Source organism: Labrenzia sp. OB1 (assembly GCF_001624695.1).
Classification (GTDB): Bacteria; Pseudomonadota; Alphaproteobacteria; order Rhizobiales; family Stappiaceae; genus Roseibium.
In genome coordinates this window covers 421,181-443,494 of the sequence record NZ_JSEP01000002.1, presented here as the reverse complement: position 1 = coordinate 443,494, position 22,314 = coordinate 421,181, and the positions used below count along the sequence as shown (strand labels likewise).

The 22,314-nt window shown below is 62.0% G+C and carries 17 protein-coding genes; 11 read left to right on the top strand and 6 right to left on the bottom strand.

The window, feature by feature from the left end:
• Positions 1–24 precede the first annotated feature (24 nt).
• Entirely contained in the window at positions 25–1,593 is a 1,569-nt protein-coding gene (locus tag OA90_RS04280) for a bifunctional aminoglycoside phosphotransferase/ATP-binding protein (RefSeq protein WP_068407593.1), read from the bottom strand.
• Positions 1,594–1,720: 127 nt separating this feature from the next.
• Here OA90_RS04280 and OA90_RS04275 point away from each other — a divergent pair, with 127 nt between their 5' ends.
• Both OA90_RS04275 and OA90_RS04270 read left to right on the top strand, forming a co-directional pair.
• On the top strand, positions 1,721–2,101 hold the full coding sequence (locus OA90_RS04275; protein ID WP_082836827.1) for a hypothetical protein: 381 nt from the start codon (positions 1,721–1,723) through the stop codon (positions 2,099–2,101).
• Positions 2,102–2,336: 235 nt separating this feature from the next.
• Entirely contained in the window at positions 2,337–4,004 is a 1,668-nt protein-coding gene (locus OA90_RS04270; RefSeq protein WP_068407588.1) for a thiamine pyrophosphate-binding protein, read from the top strand.
• Between the two features lie 76 nt (positions 4,005–4,080).
• Here OA90_RS04270 and OA90_RS04265 read toward each other — a convergent pair whose 3' ends face one another.
• Entirely contained in the window at positions 4,081–6,810 is a 2,730-nt protein-coding gene (locus tag OA90_RS04265) for a GNAT family N-acetyltransferase (protein ID WP_068407928.1), read from the bottom strand.
• Between the two features lie 173 nt (positions 6,811–6,983).
• Positions 6,984–7,817, bottom strand: coding sequence for a universal stress protein (locus OA90_RS04260; RefSeq protein WP_068407585.1), 834 nt, complete (start codon positions 7,815–7,817; stop codon positions 6,984–6,986).
• A 142-nt stretch (positions 7,818–7,959) separates the two neighbouring features.
• On the opposite strand from OA90_RS04260, the gene OA90_RS04255 reads away from it, so the two are divergent.
• The 5 genes from OA90_RS04255 to OA90_RS04235 all read left to right on the top strand — a co-directional run bounded on the left by OA90_RS04255 (position 7,960) and on the right by OA90_RS04235 (position 14,571).
• Positions 7,960–9,747 carry an ATP-binding protein gene (locus OA90_RS04255; protein ID WP_068407923.1) on the top strand — a complete coding sequence of 596 codons (1,788 nt, stop codon included), beginning with the start codon at positions 7,960–7,962 and terminating at the stop codon, positions 9,745–9,747.
• A complete protein-coding gene (locus tag OA90_RS04250; protein ID WP_068407581.1) occupies positions 9,744–11,141 on the top strand; it encodes a sigma-54 dependent transcriptional regulator in 1,398 nt (465 codons plus the stop codon). Before OA90_RS04255 ends, OA90_RS04250 begins: the two co-directional genes overlap by 4 nt.
• Positions 11,142–11,422: 281 nt before the next feature.
• Entirely contained in the window at positions 11,423–12,439 is a 1,017-nt protein-coding gene (locus OA90_RS04245; RefSeq protein WP_068407578.1) for a C4-dicarboxylate TRAP transporter substrate-binding protein, read from the top strand.
• Positions 12,440–12,523: 84 nt separating this feature from the next.
• Positions 12,524–13,204: a TRAP transporter small permease gene (locus tag OA90_RS04240; protein ID WP_068407574.1), complete on the top strand. Its 681-nt coding sequence runs from the start codon at positions 12,524–12,526 to the stop codon at positions 13,202–13,204.
• Positions 13,201–14,571, top strand: a complete 1,371-nt coding sequence (locus tag OA90_RS04235; protein ID WP_068407571.1) for a TRAP transporter large permease — start codon at positions 13,201–13,203, stop codon at positions 14,569–14,571. Before OA90_RS04240 ends, OA90_RS04235 begins: the two co-directional genes overlap by 4 nt.
• 123 nt (positions 14,572–14,694) lie before the next feature.
• Here the strand turns inward: OA90_RS04235 and OA90_RS04230 are convergent, their stop codons facing one another.
• On the bottom strand, positions 14,695–15,279 hold the full coding sequence (locus tag OA90_RS04230; RefSeq protein ID WP_199823602.1) for a DUF805 domain-containing protein: 585 nt from the start codon (positions 15,277–15,279) through the stop codon (positions 14,695–14,697).
• Positions 15,280–15,404: 125 nt separating this feature from the next.
• Positions 15,405–16,967, bottom strand: coding sequence for an exodeoxyribonuclease VII large subunit (gene xseA / locus OA90_RS04225; protein WP_068407565.1), 1,563 nt, complete (start codon positions 16,965–16,967; stop codon positions 15,405–15,407).
• Positions 16,968–17,153: 186 nt separating this feature from the next.
• On the opposite strand from xseA, the gene OA90_RS04220 reads away from it, so the two are divergent.
• From OA90_RS04220 to OA90_RS04210, 3 genes are all read left to right on the top strand, one after another.
• A complete protein-coding gene (locus OA90_RS04220) occupies positions 17,154–17,912 on the top strand; it encodes a 16S rRNA (uracil(1498)-N(3))-methyltransferase (RefSeq protein WP_068407561.1) in 759 nt (252 codons plus the stop codon).
• A 254-nt stretch (positions 17,913–18,166) separates the two neighbouring features.
• Entirely contained in the window at positions 18,167–19,540 is a 1,374-nt protein-coding gene (locus tag OA90_RS04215; RefSeq protein WP_068407558.1) for a glutamate--cysteine ligase, read from the top strand.
• Positions 19,541–19,860: 320 nt separating this feature from the next.
• Positions 19,861–20,655 (top strand): hypothetical protein, encoded by a 795-nt coding sequence (locus OA90_RS04210; RefSeq protein WP_068407920.1) that lies wholly within the window; start codon positions 19,861–19,863, stop codon positions 20,653–20,655.
• 118 nt (positions 20,656–20,773) lie between these two features.
• Here OA90_RS04210 and OA90_RS04205 read toward each other — a convergent pair whose 3' ends face one another.
• Positions 20,774–21,100, bottom strand: a complete 327-nt coding sequence (locus OA90_RS04205; protein ID WP_068407555.1) for a DUF1127 domain-containing protein — start codon at positions 21,098–21,100, stop codon at positions 20,774–20,776.
• A gap of 266 nt (positions 21,101–21,366) precedes the next feature.
• Between OA90_RS04205 and OA90_RS04200 the strand changes: the two genes are divergently transcribed.
• Complete coding sequence (locus tag OA90_RS04200) at positions 21,367–22,242, top strand: LysR substrate-binding domain-containing protein (protein ID WP_068407552.1); 876 nt, start codon at positions 21,367–21,369, stop codon at positions 22,240–22,242.
• Positions 22,243–22,314: the final 72 nt, after the last annotated feature.

Genomic DNA, 22,314 nt, shown 5'->3' with positions numbered 1-22,314 from the left:
TTTAAAAGGTTTTCTGAAATCAATTCAACGCGACGTGCTCCAGTCTTTCAAACCGAGTGAGGCACCCGCAAGCTGCGTGGTGTTGTCCATGCTGCCGCCCGCGTCGATTTCAGCCCATGTCATCTGGCCCAAGTCGTAGCCGAGCTGTTTGTCGACGACATCCGTGGTGGCATCCGAGGCGTCGCCCACGCGTCCGGAAACCCGCGCCTTGAGCGTTGTGCCCGGCGCGGTCAGCCACAGTCCGGTGAAGCCGGCTTCCACATGCCGGGCGATCGCCTCTATCCGCGACCGCTCGTCCTGCGCGGCGAATACCGCATCGAAGATGGCAGAATGACCTGCCGCCAGCACCGCCCGGATCGTTTCGTCGAGGGTCTGATAAACCCGGTCGCTCGCCTCCTGTGTGTAGGCTTCCGCCGGCGCCTGCCCGGTCTCGGGAATATTCAGCAGCCGTTTGCGCGTCACATCCGTACGCAGAACCCTTGCGCCGGGAGCGTGGCCGATCCCGGGTGCAAGACTGTAGGCCAGAGTGGTTTTGCCGGTGCCGGACAGCCCGCCGATGGCAACCAGATGCGGCTCGGAGGGATCCAGGAAGGAAAGCGCGTATTTGAAATAGGTGCGCGCCTGCTGCTGCTGGGCATCTCTCTGGTCAGGGGCCTTCTGGTTGAGGGCGGCACTGGCCGCGATTTTGGAGCGGATCGCCGCGCGCATCATCAGGTAGAAGGGCAGGGCCGCCAGTCCGTCCGGGTGTTCGTCCAGCCGGGACTTGTCCAGGTAGCGGTTGAAAACCCGGTTCGCGGCGCGTCGCTGGCCGCGCTCCCACAGATCCATCAGCAGGAAGGCCAGATCGTAGAGTACGTCGCCGGTGGCGATGGCGTCGGAGAATTCGACCGCGTCGAACAGGACCGGCTTGCCATCGATCTGGACAATATTGCGCAGATGCGCATCGCCATGACATCGCCGCACCAGTCCCTGTTCGCCCCGTTTCAAAATCAGCTCACGGAGCGAAGTGAGGACAGACCGAGACGTGTCGCCCAGGTGGCGTACGTCCTCGCTCGCGAACAATTCGGGAAATTCGTGAAACGCCGCCTCGTTCTGCTCGATATAGGTGGCGAGTTCGTCATGGAACCCGGCGCCGCCGCGCAAAGGCGCCGCTTCATGGGCGCTCACCATCATTTCTGCGAGGCTGTCGGACAGATCGTCGGAAAATGGCGCGCGTTCCGCCATGATGTCCAGTTCGTTACTTCGGTCGAAGCGGTTCATCTCGACGGCCCACTCCACCGGATCTCCCGCACCGTCCAGCGCCAGCCGGCCGTCGGCTTCGAGCGTTACCGGCAAGGCCCGCAGGTAGATTTGCGGGGCATTGTCCCTGTTGCAGGTGATTTCCGCCCGGCAGGCTTCTTCGCGCAAGGCCAGAGTGGAGTAGTCCAGAAAGGGAAACCTGACCTCACGCTTGACCTTGTAGGCCTTGCCGCCGGTCAGGAAAACAATGTTGGCGTGAGTGTCGATCCGCTTGACGCTGTCACATCCCGGATCGTCCGAAGGCAGGGTTTCCAGGAATTTCAGGACGTCGTCCTGGGAACGGGCCGGAGCCATGATTTGTCCTTTTGCTGATGCCGGCAAGACTGTGCCTCATGAGCGTCCGTGCCGGTTTGATCCTTCTCAATGTGACATCAGGGCGATGTGGCACATATACTCTGAAATGTCAGCAAAGGAAGAAACCATGGGCGACCATCCGGCTTTGAAAAAGATCAGGCTGAACCTGGCCAGAACGAAAGAATTTCCGCAAGGCTCGGCTCGCCATGGCTACGAGTTTGCCGCTCCGCTGGATGAAACCGGCCATATCGATGCCGCGCTCTGGAAAAAAGAGCGCGATCATTGCCGCGTACGCCGGTTCTGGGGCGGCGAGGAAGAGGAAATCGGCCATCTGATTCACCGCCCGGGCGGCTCCTGGGCCTTTCATTACGACATCGATGGCGATGATGACGACGAAGCCGGTTACCGCTTCGGCGCGCATGCCTTCAATCCCGGTGAATATGTCTCGATCAAGGATGAGGACGGTGACCTGCACACATTCCAGGTGGTGACCGTCCAGCCTGTCTGAGCGTTTCCCCGTGGAGGCCGGTGAACCTGTCTTGACGGGGTTTCATCCTGAGGGCAGACAGGTTGTTCGGCCGCGGACTTCTCGCGGCACCCGCCGCAGTAGTGCCGCGTGCCACTTCAGCTTCCTTCCAAGCGGGAATGAAGTCATTTCCAATTAATCTGGTTTTGGGCTCTGACAGGCCGGTCTTCCATACGCTATAGAATGATCAGTGAATTTTTCGATCAGGAAGCGGGACATGGATCAGAAGACCGGCGGTGAATTGTTGGTGGAAGCGCTAGAGCTTCACGGCGCGGAACGGGTGTTCTGCGTGCCGGGAGAGAGTTATCTGGCAGTCCTCGACGCGCTTTACGATGCGTCCATCCCGGTCACCGTGTGCCGTCAGGAAGGCGGCGCGGCGATGATGGCCGATGCCCACGGCAAGCTGACGGGCAAACCGGGCATCTGCATGGTCACACGTGGACCGGGGGCGACCAATGCCTCCGCCGGCGTACATGTCGCCGCCCAGGATTCCACACCGATGATCCTCTTCGTCGGGCAGATCGATCGCAGCATGCGCGAGCGGGAAGCCTTTCAGGAAATCGACTACCGGCAGATGTTCGGCGGTATCGCCAAATGGGTCGCCGAGATCGATCATGCGGCCCGCGTTCCCGAATTCATTTCCCGCGCCTATCACGTGGCCACCTCCGGCCGTCCGGGACCGGTCGTGCTGGCCTTGCCGGAAGACATGCTGACGGAAATGGCAGCAGCTCCCCAGCCGCAGGCCTGGAGCCAGGTGGAAACCCATCCCGGCCTGACGCAGATGGCCGATCTGCAGAAGCGGCTCTGGGCGGCGGAACGTCCGATCGCGATCCTGGGTGGCAGCCGCTGGTCGGAAGACGCCGTTGCCGCCTTCACAAGGTTTGCCGAGCGCTTCGATCTGCCCGTCGCCTGCTCCTTCCGCCGCCAGATGCTGTTCGACAATCTGCATGGCAATTATGCCGGCGATGTCGGCATCGGCATCAACCCGAAACTGTTGGCGCGGATAAAGGCATCCGACCTTGTTCTGCTGGTCGGCGGACGGCTGTCCGAAATGCCGAGCCAGTCCTATTCGCTTTTTGACATCCCGGCTCCGGCGCAGCAACTCGTGCATGTTCACGCCGATGCCGAAGAACTGGGCCGCGTCTACCGTCCCGCAATGGCGATCCACGCCAGTGCGACCGCGTTCTGCAAGGCCGCGGAAGGACTGCAGCCCCCGAACGAGATCAAGGGTGCGGGCGAGGCCGCCAGGGCTCATCAGGACTACCTGGACTGGTCCGGCGCCCGTCCGGAAACCCCCGGCACTCTGCAGATGGCGGGCGTCATGGACTGGCTTGAGAACAATCTCGGCGAGGATGCGATCTGCACCAACGGCGCGGGCAATTACGCCACCTGGCTGCACCGGTTCCACCGTTTCCGCCGCTTCGGCACGCAGGCCGCGCCGACTTCTGGATCGATGGGTTACGGACTGCCGGCTGCTGTTGCAGCCAAACTGGCGTTTCCCGATCGGGAAGTTGTCTGTTTCGCCGGTGACGGCTGCCTGCAGATGACCCTGCAGGAATTCGGCACCGCTTGCCAGGAAGGCGCGAACATCATTGTACTGGCCATCGACAACGGTATGTACGGCACCATCCGCATGCATCAGGAACGCAATTATCCGGGACGCCCATCAGCGACACGGCTGGTGAACCCGGACTTCGCCGCGCTCGCCCGTAGCTACGGTGCTTTCGGTGAAACGGTTGAGACGACGGATGCGTTCGGTCCTGCGTTCGAGCGCGCCCGTGCCGCTGGGCTTCCGGCAATCCTGCATCTGAAGCTGGATCCCGAAGCGCTCACCCCGTCGGCATCCCTGTCCGAAATCCGCGCAGCGGCGGAACAACGAAACTGAGGTCCGTCGCCCAGCCTTACGGACTCCGGCGCGAAGCTGATCCGCAAGCCCGTCGCATGTCCTTGAAGGCGTAGGTTCAGACGTCTTCCGGCAGGTCCGCGACCGGCAGGGTGACCAGGGCGATGCCGGGATCGCCGGGCGAGGTGCCGACGTTGAAGCCCAGGTTTCGGCACATGGAGATCATCTGGGTGTTGTCCTTCAGGACTTCCCCCTTGATCGTTTCAATGCCGTCGGCCTTTGCATAGCGGATGATAAGTTTCATCAGCATCCATCCAAGCCCCACACCCTTGAGGTCGGATCGCACCATGATCGCATATTCGCCGGTCTGATGATCGGGGTCTGCGTGCAGGCGCACCACACCGAGCAGGGTTCCGTCATTTGGGTCGAGAGCCGCGAAGGCGATAGACCTGGCATAATCGAGCTGGGTCAGTTGGGCGAGGAAACGATGGCTGAAGTCTCGAACCGGCGCGAAGAAACGCAGGCGCAGATCCTCCGGCGTGACGGCTTCGAAAAAAGCCTTGAACATATCCTCGTCTTCCGGCCGTACCGGCCGTATGAAAATATCGCTTCCGTCCTTCAGCGTCTGTTTCTGTTCCCATTCCTGCGGATAGGGCGCGATTGCCAGGCGGGAGCCGCCGGTGCGCCCGGGGCGCTTTTCCGGGTGGCACAGGGTCATGCGGGCGTCGAGGGCGATCAGTCCGGCGGGGAGCGAGACCATCGGGTTGATGTCCAGTTCCAGAATTTCCGGGATGTCGATGGTGATCTGCGAGAGCTTGACCAGAGCCTGGGAAAGAGCTGCCTTGTCCAGCTCCGGGCGGGCAGGGCCGCCGCTCAGCAGCCGCGCGATCTGCGTGCGGTCGATCTGCGCTTCGGCGAGGTTCAGATCAAGCGGCGGCAGTTCCAGGGCAATGTCGCGGCTCTCCTCGATGGACGTTCCACCCTGTCCGAAAACGATCACGGGTCCGAATTCCGGCGTTTCCGCGAGCCCCATGTATAGCTCCAGCCCGTGCCGGTCTTCCAGCATCGGATGGACGGAAATTCCCGCGATCCGGGCCTGCGGGTAATCCTTGCGGGTCCTGGTGATCAGTTCGTTCGCGGCGTCCCTGACGGCAGCGGGGCTCTCCAGTCCGAGCCGGACACCGTCGATGCGGGACTTGAACGGCAGGTCCGGCGAAATCAGCTTGGCGACGCAATGTCTCGCGGTCGCGAAAAAGGGCTGCGAAAGGGTGGCGGCCTCCTCCGCGGTGGTCGCCATGGCCGTTTCGATGATGGGCAGTTCATAGGCTTCAAGTACGGCGCAGACCTCCGGCGGGCTGAGCCAGCTGCGGTCTTCGGCAAGTGCCTTGTCCACGATGCCGCGGGCGCGGGCGACATCCGGCGTGAAAGTTGTCGGCAGGCTTGGCGGTGCCGCCATCAGGAATTTGCGGGCCTTGGCATCATGGGCCAGATGCATGAGGCTGCGGGCCGCTTCTGCGGGACTGGCGTAACAGGGGATCTTGATTTCAGACAATTGCGACCTGAGCCCTTCGTCCGCGCCGATGAGGCCGGCAACCAGAGCCTTGCGCCGGCCGGTGCGTTTACGCTCGATTGCGGTGGCCTCGGTGATCGCTCCGGCGATGGCGGACAGGGACTGGAAGGCGCTGGCGGCCTGCAGCACGAGCGCCCCGTCGACCGCCGGATCCTTCAGGACGGTCGTGACAGCGGTGGTGATGTCTTGCGGGGAAACATTCTCGCGCAACACGACGGTTCCACCCGCCGCCGGGGTCACGTCGAGGTCGGCATAGCTGCGGCTCAGACCGGCAAGCGCCTCGCGCGTTTCGGGGCCGAGGTCGGCGAAATGTCCACCGAAATCGATGAGCCGGTCGATGGCAAGGCTCGCGAGGCAGCGGCCGCTGGCGATCACCGCAAGGGTCTCACAGCGCGGAACGCGCACATTGGAGAGCGTCTGCAGGGCTTCGAACATTTCATCAAGATCGTTCACCCGAAGCAGGCCGGTTCTGCGGAAGACCGCTTCATAGACCATGTCGGTCCCGGCGAGACGGCCGGCATGGGTCAGGCCGGTTCCGCCGGTGTCGCGGCTTTTGCCGGAACGGATGACGATCACGGGTTTGCTGCGCGCCGCCGCCCGCGCGGCTGAAATGAATTTCCCGGGAAAGGCGATGCCTTCCACATGGAGCATGATCGATCGGGTCCGGTAGTCCTGCGCGAAATAGTCGATCAGGTCACCGACATCCACGTCCATGCGGGCGCCGAGGGAGACGACGGCGGAGAAACCGGCGTTGTGGGTGTTCGCCCAGGAGAGCGTTGCATTGAGCACGGCTCCCGATCTGGAGAAGAAGGCTATATCCCCCTTTACCGGCCGTTCGGCGCTCAACAGCGCATTCAACCCGCTTGCTGGGACCGCCAGTCCGAGACTGCCGGGGCCGATCATGCGAAGATTGAATTTTCTGGCCGCGACCCGGCAGGCCTGCATCAGGTCCTCGGGCCAGCTTTCAAAGCCCGGCGAGGGAATGAGGACCGCACGGGTGCCGCCTGCGCCGAGCTGTCCGATCGTCTCCGGCAGAGCTTCGGCTGCGGCCAGATAAATTGCCAGGTCCGGCATCGCCTCCAGGTCGTCCAGCCTTTCGGCTTTCATGCCCTCGAACGGGACGTCCTGATCGAACCCCACCAGCGTCACGCCATGCCCGGTCTCAAGGTCCCGGAGGCAATCGACCAGCTTGTCCGTCAATACGCCGGGATGCCGGTACGGACCAAGGACGGCAATGGAACGCGGCGCGAAAAAGCCTTCGATGTTGCGGATGGTCACGGCGGCGGTCCTTTCGAAAAAGCCGGAGACGACACCAAACGTAGTCAAGTTTCAGGGCAACTTGGAGACAAAAGACCCGCAGACCCGGATTGCCCCGGTCCCGCGGGTCTTTGGAAGGCGAGAATTTTTCCAGAGCACATGCTCCAAATATCGGACCCTTTGATGGAGCTGTTCTAATGCGCCATCAGAACCGGAACCGTCATGGCTTCCAGGATCTCCCGTGTGGCACCGCCGAAGAGGAATTCCCTCATCCGGCTGTGCCCGTAGCCGCCCATCACCACCAGGTCGTTGCCGTTGTCTGAAACGTGGTTCAGAACAGCGTCCGCAACACCGGTCTGGGGGTTTGTAACGACCTCGATCGTGACATTCATGTTGTGGCGGGCGAGATAATTGGCCACATCGGCACCCGGCTGGCCGTTTTCCGGCGTTGCCTTTTTCTCGATTACCAGCACGGTGATGTCGTCCGCCTTCTCCAGTACCGGCAGGGCGGCGTGAATGGCGCGGGTTGCAGTGGAACTGCCGTCCCAACCGACCAGAACCTTTTTCGGCTGATATGCCTCGCTGCCGATATAAGGCACGATCAGAACCGGCACGCCGCTTTCGAACAGGATGGTTTCGATCAGCAGCTCGCGCATCGGCTCCGGAATGTCCGGATTGGCCTGACCGATGACCACCAGATCGGTCGGACGGCAATGGGCAAGGACGTTTTCCAGCGGGCCGCCCGTCAGGATTTCCGCCATACGGCTTTCGTTTTTCGTTCCGGCCAGTCTGGCGAGTTCGTCAAACTGCTTCCTGGATTCCTTTGCTGCGGCCAAAGCCTGCTCGTGCGCGGCCTGCAGATAATCGACAGGCATCGGCGCCGCCGCGAATGCAGGGACCACAGGTTCGAACGACACAGCCAGCCCCGTGACATGAGCATCGTGTGTGCGGCCGAATTCCAAGGCGTATTTGGCGGCCGGCTGGTCGCCGGCAAGATCCAAGACGGTCAAAATATCTTTGATAGGCATTTATCTCTCCTACGGCTGGAAACACCGATATCGACCAGCCTTGTCAAAATTCTAGACGACACGCAACCCATGATCCTTGACCCGTATCAACGGCAATTCGCGTTCGGGTGGCGGGAACCAAAAAAATGCGCAATATGGAGTCATGTCGAAACGCTGGTTTTATCTGGCGCTGCCGCCCCTGGTGTTCGTGGCCGCCGCCTTTGTGCTGGTTCAGCTTTTTCTGGAGCTGGACGAGGACAGCATTGACCGCAAGGCGGCCGAACGTCTGACGCTGTACCGTCAGACCATTCTGGGCGAGTACCAGAAATACCGGTATCTGCCCTATATGATCGCGCGGGATCCGAGAGCGACTGCAGCGCTCGGTTTCGGCCAGCCGGTCGAAAGTGCCAACCGATTCCTTGAGGAAATGGCTGAGAATTCCGGCGCCGGGCTGCTTTACGTGATGAACGCTGAGGGCACGACGCTGGCGGCAAGCAACTGGCGTGACGAGCTGTCTCTGGTCGGGCGCAACTATGGGTTCCGGCCTTATTTCAAGTCCGCGATCACAGGCGAGGAGGGTCGGTTTTTCGCAATCGGCGCCACATTGGGCGAACCGGGGCTGTTTCTGGCCCGGCCGACGCCGGTCACCGGCGAGCCGAAGGGCGTGGCTGTCGTCAAGGTCGATATGGGACCGCTGGAAGAGGCCTGGGCGGAAGGCGGGGAAACCGTGTTTGCTTCCGACAGCAACGGCGTGATCTTCCTGTCGAGCCAGCCGGACTGGCGCTACCGCACGCTTGACACGCTGCCCGGCGATGTGCGCAGCGCCATCGAGGCCACACGCCAGTATGCCGGGCAGAGCCTTGAGCCGGTCGGCGATCCCTCCGGCCGGTCGATGGAACAGTTGCGCATCGAGGGAAAGGCCTATCGCCACAATTCCGCGCAAGTCGGCCTGCTCGGCTGGACGCTGCATTTTCTGGTGCCGGTGGAGGAAGCGCGCAAGAGTGTCCTGCCCATCTGGGCCGCTGCCATCACGCTGTGCCTCGTCTATGCCGTCATTGTGCTGATGCTGCGTGGCCGACGATTGCGCAAGGCGTCCGTCTTGCTGCGTCAGGAATCGGCAAGCCTGAAGGAATTGAACACCCGTCTGGTGGACGAGGTCCAGGAACGCCGCCGGGTGGAACGGGAACTGCTGGAGGCTCAGCGCGGCCTCGCCCGGTCGAACAGGCTGGCCGCCGTCGGCGAGATGTCCGCGGCGGTCGTGCATGAACTCAGCCAGCCGTTGTCGGCCCTGCGGATGTTCGTTGCCGGCACGCGCAAGTTCCTTGAAAAGGGCGATACGGCCACGGCCGCCGAAAATCTCGATGAGATCGATTCCCTGCAGATGCGCATGGCCTCCCTGACCCAGGAGCTCAAGCGCTTTGCCCGTCCGAGGGAAAGCCGGATCGAGAAAATCGATCTCAGGGAAAGTGTCCGGGTCGCGGAAAAGATCGTACGGCCCCGTTTTGAGGAGACAGGCGTCACGCTTGAGCTCGATCTTCCGGACTCCCCGCTGGAGGTTGAAACGGCGCCGCTCAGGATTGAACAGATCCTCGTCAACCTTCTGCGCAACGGTGCGGATGCGGCGGCGGCAGAGCAAGGCGGCACGGTCACGCTGACGGCGGCGCGGCTGGAGGGGCAGGTGATCCTCAAGATTTCAGACAACGGCCCGGGCATCCCGGATGACCTGCGCGAGCGGATCTTCGATCCGTTCTTCTCGACCAAGGCCAGTTCCGATGGCATGGGGCTCGGCCTGGCGATCTCGATCCGTCTTGCAGAGGATCTGGGCGGCGGCTTGTCAGTGCGTGCGAACATGCCTAAAGGAGCGGTGTTCGAACTTCGCCTGCCTGCGCTTACCGCCGGGATTGCAGGTCAGGGCCCATTGCCGGAACTGAAATCCGAAGCCGCTGAATGACAGATCATCCTGCCAAAGTGCCCGTCCTGATCGTCGACGATGATCCGTCCATGCGGGCGGCGCTCCGGCAATGGATCCGGTTGGCCGGGTTCGAGACCCGGGAAGTCGCGACACCGGATGAGGCCCTGACCCGCCTGTCGCGGGACTTCACCGGTTGCGTGGTCACGGACGTCATGCTTGACGGTGAAGACGGCATGTCGCTGCTGCGGAGGATCGTGGAACTGGACGCCGATTTGCCGGTGGTGCTGATCACCGGCCACGGCGACGTGCCGATGGCGGTCGAGGCCATGCGGGCCGGCGCCTATGACTTCGTCGAAAAGCCTTTCGATCCCGATCATATCGCCGATGTGGTTCGCCGGGCCTGCGACAAGCGAATGCTGGTGATGGAAAACCGCGCCCTCAGGATGCAGCTTACAGACAGCGCCGGCCTGGAAAGCCGGTTGCTCGGAGCCAGTTCGGCGATGGAGGCGCTGCGGCGTCAGGTCCTGCATTTCGCAGCGACGGACGCCGCCGTGCTGATCGTCGGCGAAACCGGCACCGGCAAGGAAGTCATTGCGCAGGCGTTGCACGACTTCAGTCCGCGCAAGGACGGACCGTTCATGGCGATCAATGCGGCGGCGCTGCCGGAAGCCATGGTGGAAGCCGAACTGTTCGGTCACGAGGCGGGCGCCTTCACGGGCGCGGACCGCCGCAGGGTCGGCAGGATAGAGGCCGCGGGCGGCGGTGTGCTGTTCCTCGACGAGATCGTTTCCATGCCCTTGCCCCTGCAACCGAAGCTGTTGCGGGTCCTGCAGGAGAAGAAGGTCGACCGGATCGGCGGGACACAGCCGGTGGATGTCGATATCCGTCTGGTCAGCGCCGCCAATCTGGACCCGGCGGAAGCCGTGCGGTCGGGTCACCTGCGCGAGGATCTGCTGTTCCGGGTGAATGCGATCGAGCTACGGGTGCCGCCATTGCGCGAACGCGGCCGCGATGCCCTGCTTCTGTTCGACACCTTCGTCAACCGCTTCGCGGCCCGTTATGGCCTCGATGCGCCCGCCGCGAGTGCCCGCGACGAGGCTTTTCTGCTGACCTATGCCTGGCCCGGCAACGTGCGTGAACTGCGCAACGCGGCCGAACGGTTCGTGCTGAACGCGCCGGTCAGTCCGCAGCCCCTCGAGGCGCTGGTGACAGGCCGGCACGACACCGGTGCACTTCCCGCGGCAGGCGGTTTGAAGGACCTCATGGATGCCTATGAGCGCAACCTGATCGAAGGTTCCCTGCGCCGGCATGGCGGCCGCATTCAGGAGGTCATGGGCGAACTCAATCTGCCGCGCAGGACCCTGAACGAGAAAATGACCCGCCTGGGCCTGAGCCGGGAGCGGACCGGCCTTGCGGACACGACGGAGACCTGACCGAAAGCATCTGCCAGGCGATAATCTGGACGTGAGGTCGGCTGCAGGCTTCGGCGGAATCTTGCCGATGGAGGATATGCGCAAGCAAGATCTTGCCGAGGTGCGGTGCGGTATTGTTTCCGGACGGTGCGGGAACGGGCGAGGTTCCGCGAAAGAAGTGTTGTCAAAGGGAACTGGCACGGGTCATGCTATGGGTTCTTCGACTTGGTTCGGGCTTGCGGCGCGGGGAGCGTGCAGGCTGAGCGACCAAGGAAATGAGCAAAATAATTCGGGAGGATTTCATGCTCTTTTCACTCAAGTCGGCGACCGCCGTATCCGCGGTTGCTCTATCCGTCGTTTTCGCCACCGAAACCTTTGCAGCGGACGTCACCTGGAACGTCTCGCTCTGGGGCAAACGGCGCGCTTTCACCGAGCATATCGAGAAACTGGCAGAGGAAGTGTCCGCCCGGACCGACGGCAAATTCGAAATCAAGCTGCATTACGGCGGCGCGCTGTCCAAATCCCGCGAGAATCTGGACGGGATCTCTTTCGGTGCTTTCGAAATGGCGCAATTCTGTGCCTCCTACCATGCCGACAAGAACCCGAGCCTGACGGTTCTGGAACTGCCCTTCCTCGGAGTTTCCGATCTGGAAACCGAAGTGAAGGTCTCCAAGGCCCTTTACGATCATCCCGCCGTTCAGGCCGATCTCGCACGCTGGAATGCCAAGCTTCTGATGCCGTCGCCGATGCCGCAGTATAATTTCGCCGGCAAGGGCGATGTGCCGCAATCCATATCTGACTTCGACGGTATGCGCGTGCGCGCGCTGGGCGGTCTTGGCAAACTGATGGAAGCCGTTGGTGCCGTGCCTACGTCCGTGACCGCGTCTGAAACCTATCAGTCCATCGATTCAGGCACTGTTCAGGCCGCCGGCTTCGCGCCGCATGCGCACCTCTCCTTCAAGGTGGTCGAGGTCGCCGACTGGTGGACCAAGAACCTCAACCCCGGCACCGTGCATTGCCCGGTGGTGGTCAATGTGGATGCCTACAACGAACTGCCGGACGACATGAAGGCCGCGCTGGACGCTTCGGTCGATCCGGCGATCGCGCATTACCTCGACACCTACGCCAAGGTCTATGACAAGTGGTGGCCGGAGCTGGAAAGCCGCGGCGTTACGCAGGTCGAGTTCTCCGACGAGGAACTGGCCGCCTTCGCTGAAAAGGCCGGGCCGATCCATGCTGCCTGGATCGAAGAGCAATCCGCCAACGGGCTGCCCGCCCAGGAACTGCTCGACATGGTCAAGAAGACCATCGCCGAATAATCCGGTCCAACCGGATTGACCTCATGCTTTCCGGCGCCGTTCATTTGAACGGGTGCCGGAAAGCCCTGCGCGGGGCTTATACTCATGATGACAATTGATCCCGGTGGCCGTTCCGCGTCGGAACGCCCGGTCACCTTTATCCGTTTCGACGGCTGGCTCGGCCAGGTCGAAAACGCCTTCAACCTGTTCGCGGCCTTTTCGATCCTTGCCCTGATGCTGCTGGCCGTTGCCCAGGTGGTGGGCCGGCTGCTGTTCAACATGCCGGTCCCGGGCTTCATCGACATCACCGAGCAGGCGATGGCAATCTTCGCTTTCGCGGGCGTCGCCTATTGCCAGCGTGTCGGCGGGCACATCCGTATGGAGATCGTGCTCGGCAAGCTGAGCGGGCGCACACTCTATGTCTGCGAAATGCTCGGCGTCATCCTGATCGCGTTTACGGTCGCGTTGCTGATCTGGGGGTCGTGGTTTCATTTCGACCGGTCCTGGGGCATCGGCGACAGCACCATGGACATACGCCTGCCGACCTGGCCCTCCAAGCTGATCATCCCGGCGGCGCTCGGCCTTCTGTTTCTCCGTCTTCTCATGCAGATCTACGGCTATGGCCGACTGGTCGCCAATCCCGGCCGGGACCCTGTCGCGGTGCCGATGATCGAGAATGTGGAAGACCACGCCAGACACGAAATCGAAGATGCCCTCGGGGCCGATGCCGTCGCCGGAAGTGATGACGGAAACGGCGCAGGAACCGGCGAAGGAGATGCCAAATGACGCCGTTCGAAGTAGGCATCATGATGACCGGCGTCCTGCTTGTTCTCGTGGTGATCGGCGTGCGTGTGGCCTTCGCCGCCGCCTTCACCGGCCTTGTCGGCCTGATCGTGTTGTTCTCGATGAAGATGGGCTTTGAACGCGGCTTCTTCGTTGCGCTCAAGATGGCCGGGACGATCCCGCATTCCAAATCCGTCACCTATGCCCTGTCGGTGCTGCCGACCTTCATTCTGATCGGGTTCCTGGCATTCTACGCCGGGTTCACCAAACAGCTCTTCGAGGCGGCCAAACGCTGGCTGGGCTGGCTGCCGGGCGGCATGGCCGTCGGCACGGTTTTCTCCACGGCGGGATTCGCGGCCGTGTCCGGCGCCTCCGTCGCGACCGCGGCCGTCTTTGCCCGCGTGGCCATTCCCGAAATGCTGGCGGCCGGCTATTCAAAGCGTTTGTCGTCGGCGGTCGTCGCTGCGGGCGGTACGCTGGCCTCCCTGATCCCGCCCTCCGCCATTCTGGTGATCTACGCCATCCTGGTGGAACAGTCGGTTGGCAAGCTGCTGATCGCCGGTTTTCTGCCCGGCGTGTTTTCCGCGCTGGTCTATGTCGGCATCATCGTCGCTGTCGCCAGTTGGCGCGGCGATGCTCCGGCGGTCAAGGGGTTCACCTGGAAAGAGCGTTTCGAAAGCGTTCCGGGCACCCTGCCGATCATCGCCGTGGTGGCGATCATCTTCTGCTCGTTCTTCTTCGGACTGGCAACGCCCACCGAAGCCGGTTCCCTGGGGGCTTTCGTGGTTCTGGTGGTCGCCTTCGCGAAAGGCATGAGGACCCGACAGCTCGGCCAGGCGCTGCATGAGACGGCAAAACTGACCGTGATGATCTTCACGCTGATCTGGGGGGTGCTGGTCTATGTGCGCTTTCTGGGCTTCGCCGGGCTGCCGGAAGCCTTCAAGGACTTCATCGTGGCGCTCGAATTCTCGCCATGGATAGTCATGATCTGCATTCTCCTGGCCTATGCCGTGCTCGGCATGTTCATGGATGCGATCGGCATGTTGATCCTGACGTTGCCGGTGGTCTATCCGGCGGTCATGGCCCTGAATGGCGGTGAAGGCGTTTCCGCGGCCGACAGCGCTTTCGGCATGTCGGGCGAGGCCTGTGCCATCTGGTTCGGGATACTGGTGGTCAAGATGGCGGAGCTCTGTCTGATAACGCCGCCGATAGGACTCAACTGTTTCGTGGTTTCCGGCGTGCGGCCGGACATCCCGGTCCAGGAAGTCTTCCGGGGTTGCGTTCCGTTCTTCGTGGCGGATGTACTGACAATCGGCGGCCTGCTTGCCTTCCCGTCGATCATCACCATCCTGCCACAACTGATGGGCTGATCCCGCGCAACGTTACCTGAAAAAAACAAAGCGCCGCCGGAGACATTTTTCCGGCGGCGCTTTTCGTTTGTTGCGGGGACAACAAATCTCTTGGAATTCAGGTCCGGTAACTGGCCGGTCTTCTCAGTCGAAGACCGGCGCCAGACCCTGTGCCGTGTCGAACCGGTTGGTTCCCGGTGTACCCGGAAAGAAGCCGTTCATGATGAAGAGATACAGGGCGTAGAAAGTGCCGAAAATCGGTACGAACAGGAGGAGCAGCACCAGGCCGGAAACATCCCTGTCGTGGCAGCGCCGAGCTTCCAGCGACCAGTAATTGACGATCCCGGCGATGAAGAGCGCTGTATACACCAGGCCGGAAGTCGACGTGAAAAGGGCAATGGCGAGAGCGGCCTCGTCCATCTCCGCCAGTCCGGGCTGGGTCGTGTCGATGAGAGCGAAAAAAAGCGCCAGCAGCAGCACACATCGGGCGATGCCGATGGACCAGTATTCCATCCGCCCGATCCGCCCCTGAAAGCTGAACAACAGCGCAAGGGTGGTTGAGAACGCTGTCCAGAGGGAGAAGCTGTCTGCATCGTCCAGGGCAAGAGCGCCTCCCGCCTGAGCGTAGGACGCCGTCATGCGGCCGGATGAATAATGCGACTGCCGTTTCCCCCGCTGAGACGGGTTCTCCTGCGAAAGGCCGCGCCTTCCGAATTCCTTGCGCTGCATTGTCACCATAGTCTCCGTCACCGATATTTTATGATCGAACGAAGGTGACCTTAGGTGAGATGCTTAAATTTGACGTTAGGGAGTTCGTTAAAACTGAAGGAAAGCGGCGTTTTCACTCCACAGACCTAAAACAGCGTACCCTGATCTGTCCGTGCCGGTTTGGCTGAGCCGCCTTTCTTGGGCTTCGCCGGCTTGGGCGCGGCGCTGTCGCTCATGGCGACCGCATCGATGCTGCCATCCGCAAGCTCGATCGACAGGGCCGCGCCGGATGCGACAGCGGCGGCGGAGCGGACCGGCTGTCCGCCGTCGTCGCGCACCACCGCATAGCCGCGCGCAAGAACGTCCTTGTAGGACAGGGACTTCAGCAGCTTCTGCAGGCCGTCCAGCCGTGCCTTCTCCTGACCGACACGCGAGAGATAGGCCCGGTCCAGCCGGCCCGTCAGGCCGGTAAGGCGTTCCTTGCCTAGCGTTGTCTGCTGGGCGAGGCGCACCGGGGTCAACCGGACCGCCAGCGCAGCGAAGGTCTGGCGCTTCTGCGATACCGCGACAAGCAGCGCCCGTTGCTGGCGTTCGCTGTGGTTGGCAAGATCCTGCCTGGCCTTGGAGGTCAGACGGGAGAGCAGGACCGGCGACAGGCGTCCCGCGAGATTCTGATGATGGGTGCGATGTGTTCTTGTGCTGACGATCAGCGCCCGCCCGAGGCCGCTTGCAAGGGTGTCGAACTTCTGGCGCGGCAGGGCCAGCAGGTCCTGCGGGGCGGGCAGGGCCGCGCTCGCGGCGCGCAGTTCGGTCCGCCGGGTGGTGACGAAACGCACCAGGCCGGAATTCAGGCGCCGCGACCGGTCGTCGACCATTGCCATCAGCTCGGCCTTGACCGGCACGGCGATTTCCGCCGCGCCTGTTGGCGTCGGCGCGCGCACATCCGCGGCAAGATCGAGAAGTGTCCAGTCCGTCTCGTGGCCGACCGCGGATATCAGCGGGATCTCGCTCTCGGCGGCGGCGCGCACGACGGCCTCCTCGTTGAAGCCCCACAGGTCCTCGATGCTGCCGCCGCCGCGCGCGACGATCAGCAGATCCGGACGCGGGACCGGGCCGCCGGGCAGGAGCGCATTGAAACCGCGAATGCCGTTGGCGACTTCCGCGCCGCTGGTTTCGCCCTGCACCCGCACGGGCCACACCAGCACATGCAGGGGAAAACGGTCATCGATCCGGTGCAGAATGTCGCGAATGACAGCGCCGGTCGGCGAGGTGACCACACCGATGATCCTGGGCAGCGGCGGCAGCGGCCGCTTGCGTTCCTCGGCGAACAGACCCTCTGCCGCAAGCTTCTTCTTGCGCTCTTCCAGCAGCGCCATCAGAGCTCCCGCGCCGGCCGGTTCCAGCGCCTCGATCACCATCTGGTATTTGGATTGGCCGGGGAAGGTGGTGATCTTGCCCGTGGCGATCACCTCCAGTCCCTGTTCCGGCTGAATTTTCAGCTTCGAGGCGACACCGCGCCAGATCACGCCGGAGAGCACCGACCGGTCGTCCTTGAGGTCCAGATAGATATGCCCGGACCCGGGTCGCGAGATCCGCCCCAGCTCGCCGCGCACCCGGACATAGCCGAAGGCGTCCTCCATCGTGCGCTTGATGGAAAAGGAGATTTCGGAAACGGTGAATTCGGCGGCGTTCGAGGGTTTTTCGTCCACGGATGATTCCTTCTGACCTTGCGAAACTGGCCATAAAGCCGGGGAGGGTCAAGAGGCGGCTTCGGAACGGTAACAGGAGCAAACAACTCGGGTGGGGATGGCGTGGGGAATCGAATAATGTGAACAGTGCCGCGCGCACCGCGTTCCGCCTTGAAACCCTCACATTCCATCGACTACCTGAAACCCATGGCAAAATACGAGTTCAAAATGCAACGTTTGTTCTTACGGCATATTCTCGCGGACGGTGCCCGGATCGAGGCGGATCGTGGCCAGGCCAATTACCTCATGAATGTCCTGCGCCTGAAGGACGGCGATTACGTTCTGGTGTTCAACGGCGGTGACGGCGAATGGCTGGCGAAAATCGCCAGCAACGGGCGCAGGGATTGCGCGCTGCAACTCATCGAGCGCGTGCGCGAACAGACCGCGCCCAATGACCTGATGTATATGTTCGCCCCGCTCAAACACGCCCGTCTCGACTATATGGTTCAAAAGGCCGTGGAAATGGGCGCCGGCAGCCTGAAGCCGGTCATCACCCGGCATACCCAGTCAAGCCGGGTCAATCTGGAGCGCATGGAGGCCAATGTGATCGAGGCCGCCGAACAATGCGGCGTGCTCTGCGTTCCCGACGTGCTTGCACCGCAACCGTTGAGCGATGTCCTCGCAGTCTGGCAGGAAGCGCAACCCGGCCGCCGGCTGCTCTTTTGCGACGAGGCGGAAGGCACGAACAATCCTCTTCTTGCCCTGGCCCAGATGAAGGACAAGGGCGATCAGCCACTGGCTGTTTTGATCGGCCCCGAAGGCGGGTTTTCCGAAGAGGAGCGGGCGGAACTGCGCGCGCTGGAGTTCGTCACGCCGATACCGCTCGGGCCCCGCATTCTGCGAGCCGATACAGCCGCGGTCGCCGCGCTCACGATCATTCAGGCAACGCTGGGTGACTGGAAGTAAGGCGACTGGGCGCGACATTTTGAGCCCTGTCCGATCCGTCCGGAACGGAGAGCGTGCCTGGCGCGCTGCTTTTCCCGGGGCCGGAATGGCTTGAGCGCGGACTACGCTCGTATTCCATCCTTGCATTCTGGCCGCAACAAACCTAAATCACCGAAGCTCAAAAGCGTTCGTTTTGCGGACGCGCCGGATTCAAGCGGTTCGCGGGGTCTTACGACACTCCGGCTGACGCACCGCTCAGCAACTAGGACGGTTTCATGGCCCGCGACACGGTCGACACCACACCGATTGAAACTGTGGCGGATCTGGCCGCGACGCTCAATGAGGGCTCGAAGCCGGAAGTCCGGTTCAGGATTGGCACCGAACACGAAAAGTTCGGGTTCTGCCTGAAGGAACTCGGCCCGATCCCCTATGAAGGCCCCAACGGCGTGGAAGCCGTCCTGACCGGAATGGAAAAGCTGATCGGTTGGGAACGGATCGAGGATGCCGGAAAGATCATCGGCCTCTCGGACGATCGCGGCGGCGGTGCCATTTCCATCGAGCCGGGTGGCCAGTTCGAACTCTCCGGCGCGCCGCTTGAAACACTTCACGAGACTTGCCGGGAAGCCAACCAGCACCTGGCGCAGGTCCGTCAGGTGGCCGAACCGATGGGCGTCGGTTTTCTGGGCATCGGCATGGCGCCCACCTGGGCGCGCTCCGATATGCCGCGCATGCCGAAATCCCGTTATGACATCATGACCAACTACATGCCCAAGGTCGGTTCCCTCGGCCTGGACATGATGTACCGGACGTCCACCATCCAGGTGAATCTCGACTTCTCCTGCGAAGCCGACATGGTGACGAAAATGCGTGTCGGCCTCGCGCTGCAGCCGATCGCAACCGCCATATTCGCCAATTCGCCTTTTACCGACGGCAAACCGAACGGCTTCAAGTCCTTCCGTGCCCAGATCTGGACCGACACCGACGCGGACCGGACCGGCGACATGCCCTTCGCCTTCGAGGAAGGCTTTGGCTTCGAGCGCTATGTGGAATGGGCGATGGATGTGCCTATGTATTTCGTCAAGCGCGGCGAGACCTATTACGACGTCACCGGCACGACGTTCCGGCAGTTCATGAACGGTGCTCTCAAAAGCAGGGTGCCGGATGCGACCCCCACGCTCGGCGACTGGAACAACCATCTGTCGACCCTGTTCCCGGATGTCCGGTTGAAGAAATATATCGAGATGCGCGGTGCCGACGGTGGCCCCTGGCGGCGCATCTGTGCCTTGCCCGCACTTTGGGTCGGTCTGCTCTATGACAAGGGGGTCCTCGACCAGGCTTATGAGCTGGTGAAGGACTGGACCCGCGAAGAGCGTGCGGCACTGCGCCGGGATGTTCCCAAGACGGCGTTGCAGACACCTTTCCGCGACGGGACGGTACTGGATGTCGCCAGACAGGTTCTGTCACTCTCCCAGGAAGGCCTGAAACGCCGAAACAGGATGAGTGACGGTGATCTGGACGAGCGGGTGCATCTGGCGCCGGTCGAGGAGGGGCTTGCCTCGGGCATGAGCCCGGCCGATGTCCTGCTGCAGCGTTACCACGGGTCCTGGAACGGCGATGTTACCCGTGTGTTCAGCGACTATGCCTATTGAGGCAGGCAGCGCGCCGAGAAACCCGCTGCCTGAAAGTTTCCAAGGGCAAGGAAAACTCGCGCTGTCATCCGTGAATTGACCTAACGCCTACAAAGGGTCACTCTCTGCATAGGGTACGGGCTCAACAAACTGTGTTTTCAGGCACCAGCCCGGCGGCGAGGGCTGAGTCAAAGCCTTTGGGTCGTGCTCCAGCATGGCTCAGCAGGCTTTTCCTCGTTCTTCTTTGCCGGTTTGATGCCTGAAAATACAATATTCTGAGCCTGTTCCCTAGGTTGGTCCTGTTTCTCAAGACCTGGCGGAACCCCGAGCGGAGCAGTGCGATGACTGGCAACGAAACGGCAGCTCCCCCATTCGATATCTTTTCGCTGACGGAAGATGTGCGAGAGCGATTCGGCTGGTCCAATGACGATCTGAACAGCGTCATGGGGCAGCTCATGCCAGCCGCGCTCAACGGTTTTCGCTATTTCGGCGGCACCATTCCCGGGTTCAGCGAGTTCCTCGGCCAATCTTCACCGTTCGGCTCTTCACCATTCGGCTCCGCAGCGCAAAATCCCTTCGCCGGCTACACCGGACTGTATCAGGGGCCTTCGCAGGAGGCGCTGACGCCGTTCTTCGGGCCGGAAGCGGTCCAGAAGGCATTGGCCGGGCAGATCGCCACGCTGACCGGACTGCAGGGTGATGCCATCCAGGAAATGATGCCCGTGGCCGCGACCCTCGCAATGGGCCAGGTCGCCCGGCCCTTCGTGCACGGCGAAGCGCGCAACCTTCTTGACGCCTACCTGCGCGGCTTCGCGCGCGGGCGGCCCAAGCCGCAGCCGACGCCGGCCGACTACCTGCAGGGTTACGCCGAGGCCATGCAGGCCTTCTGGGGTGTTTTTCTGCAGCCTGCCAGGGTCGTCGAAGCTGACGTCGAGCCTGAGGAGGAGGCGGAACCGGAGGAAGAGGACCTTCAGCCGGAGGATGACGCTTCAGATGAGGGTAGTTCCGGCGAAGCCTCGGAATTTGACGGAATGGTCGCCGACTGGATGGAGGCAGGTCGCGACTTTCAGTCCAGCCAGTTCAACGCCTTCGACAGCTTTTTCAAGAAAGCGGCGAAGGATTTCGGGGCAACCTGATCTTAAAGCCATACCTGCGCAAAAAAAGACCCGCCGGAAGGCGGGTCAGTTGCGTCAGCAAGGCTAATTGCCGACAGGGGCTGCAAATCAAGTGCTCGTCGGGCCGCCAGGCCCGGAATCAGGCGGCAATCTGGCCGTTGTCAGCGGTCTTGCCGGTGTCCACAAGCGTAAGGTTCGCTCTCTCCCGGGGCGCATTCGCCGCCTGCAGGCTCAGCCTGCGGTTAAGCGCCGGGGAAGCGCTCAATAGGGAGGAGGTCGGATCGCGATAGAATGGCTGTGCCAAGGCGCGTCGAACGTCGCTCCGGGTGAGGCCGACATCCTTCAACTGCTCGTCAGACCAATGCGTGAGTTCGGTAAACTGACGCCGGTTTTTGAATACACGCCATGCACGGGCAACCATCTGCCCGAAGAGCGCGAAGGACGGGGTGCTTGTTGTATGGGTCATGGCATAATTCTCCTGTGAGCGGCCGAAGGAATTTCCGGCAGCCTGTTCCCGGCCAACTATTGGCAGTCCTGTTTGTGGAACACTCCATAGATGGCGGTATTTCAAATATTATTCCAACGAATGTTTTTGATGCCATTGATCGAAAATTGTGATGTGATGGAGCAAGGTGTTCCGGAGCGCTGACAAATGCTGACAGCCGGCCGAAACATTTCAACTTTGAATAGGTTTGGTGGCAAACATCAGTTTGTCTTATATTTGAGGCGCTTATGCTCGATCTGGATCAGCTTCGAACCTTTGTGGCGATTGCCGAAGGCGGCAGCTTTACGCGCGCTGCGGACAATGTGCACAAGACCCAATCGGCGGTCTCCATGCAGATGCGCCGTCTGGAAGAGCGCGTTGGAAAACCGCTTTTTGTCCGTGTCGGCCGCCAGTCCCGCCTGACGGAACACGGCGAACGGCTGCTGCATTACGCGCGCCGACTTGTTCAGCTTAACGATGAAACCCTCGCGGCCTTCGATGACACCGAGCTCGCCGGTCTGGTCCGGCTGGGGACGCCGGACGACTATGCCGACCGGTTTCTTCCGGAAATTCTGGCGCGGTTTTCGAGATCGAATCCCAAGGCGGAAGTGAGTGTGGTCTGCGCGCCGACACCCAACCTGGCCGACATGATTTCGGAAGGTGAGCTGGATGTGGCGATTATCACCCACGTTCAGAGGAAGGGCCGCAAGAATGTCGATCTGGTCCGCCGCGAGCCGCTGCTGTGGGTCGTGTCGGCCCGTCATGCGGTGGAAAACGAGTCCCCGCTTCCCCTGGCGCTCGGCCGGGCGACCTGTGACTGGCGCAAGGCGGCGATCAATGCCCTGAGCGATCAGGTACGTGAGCACCGGCTGCTTTATTCAAGCTGGAATTCGACCGCTGTCGGCGCGGCGGTGCTTGCCGGTCTGGCGATTTCGGTTCTGCCGGAATCCGCTTTGCGATCCGGCATGCGCGTTCTGACGGAAGCCGAAGGCTTTCCACGCCTGCCCGATTGCGAGATCGGCATCATGCGATCCTGGCACAACAGCTCCAGGGTCACCGACGCCCTGGTCGAACACATCGTGTCGTCACTGGACAACCTTTCGGTCCCTCAGGCCGCAGAATAGTTGCGAAGTGACCGGATACAAGATTGTTTTATAAGGGCTTATTCAAATTTCGCCCATCCTCCCGGGCTTAAA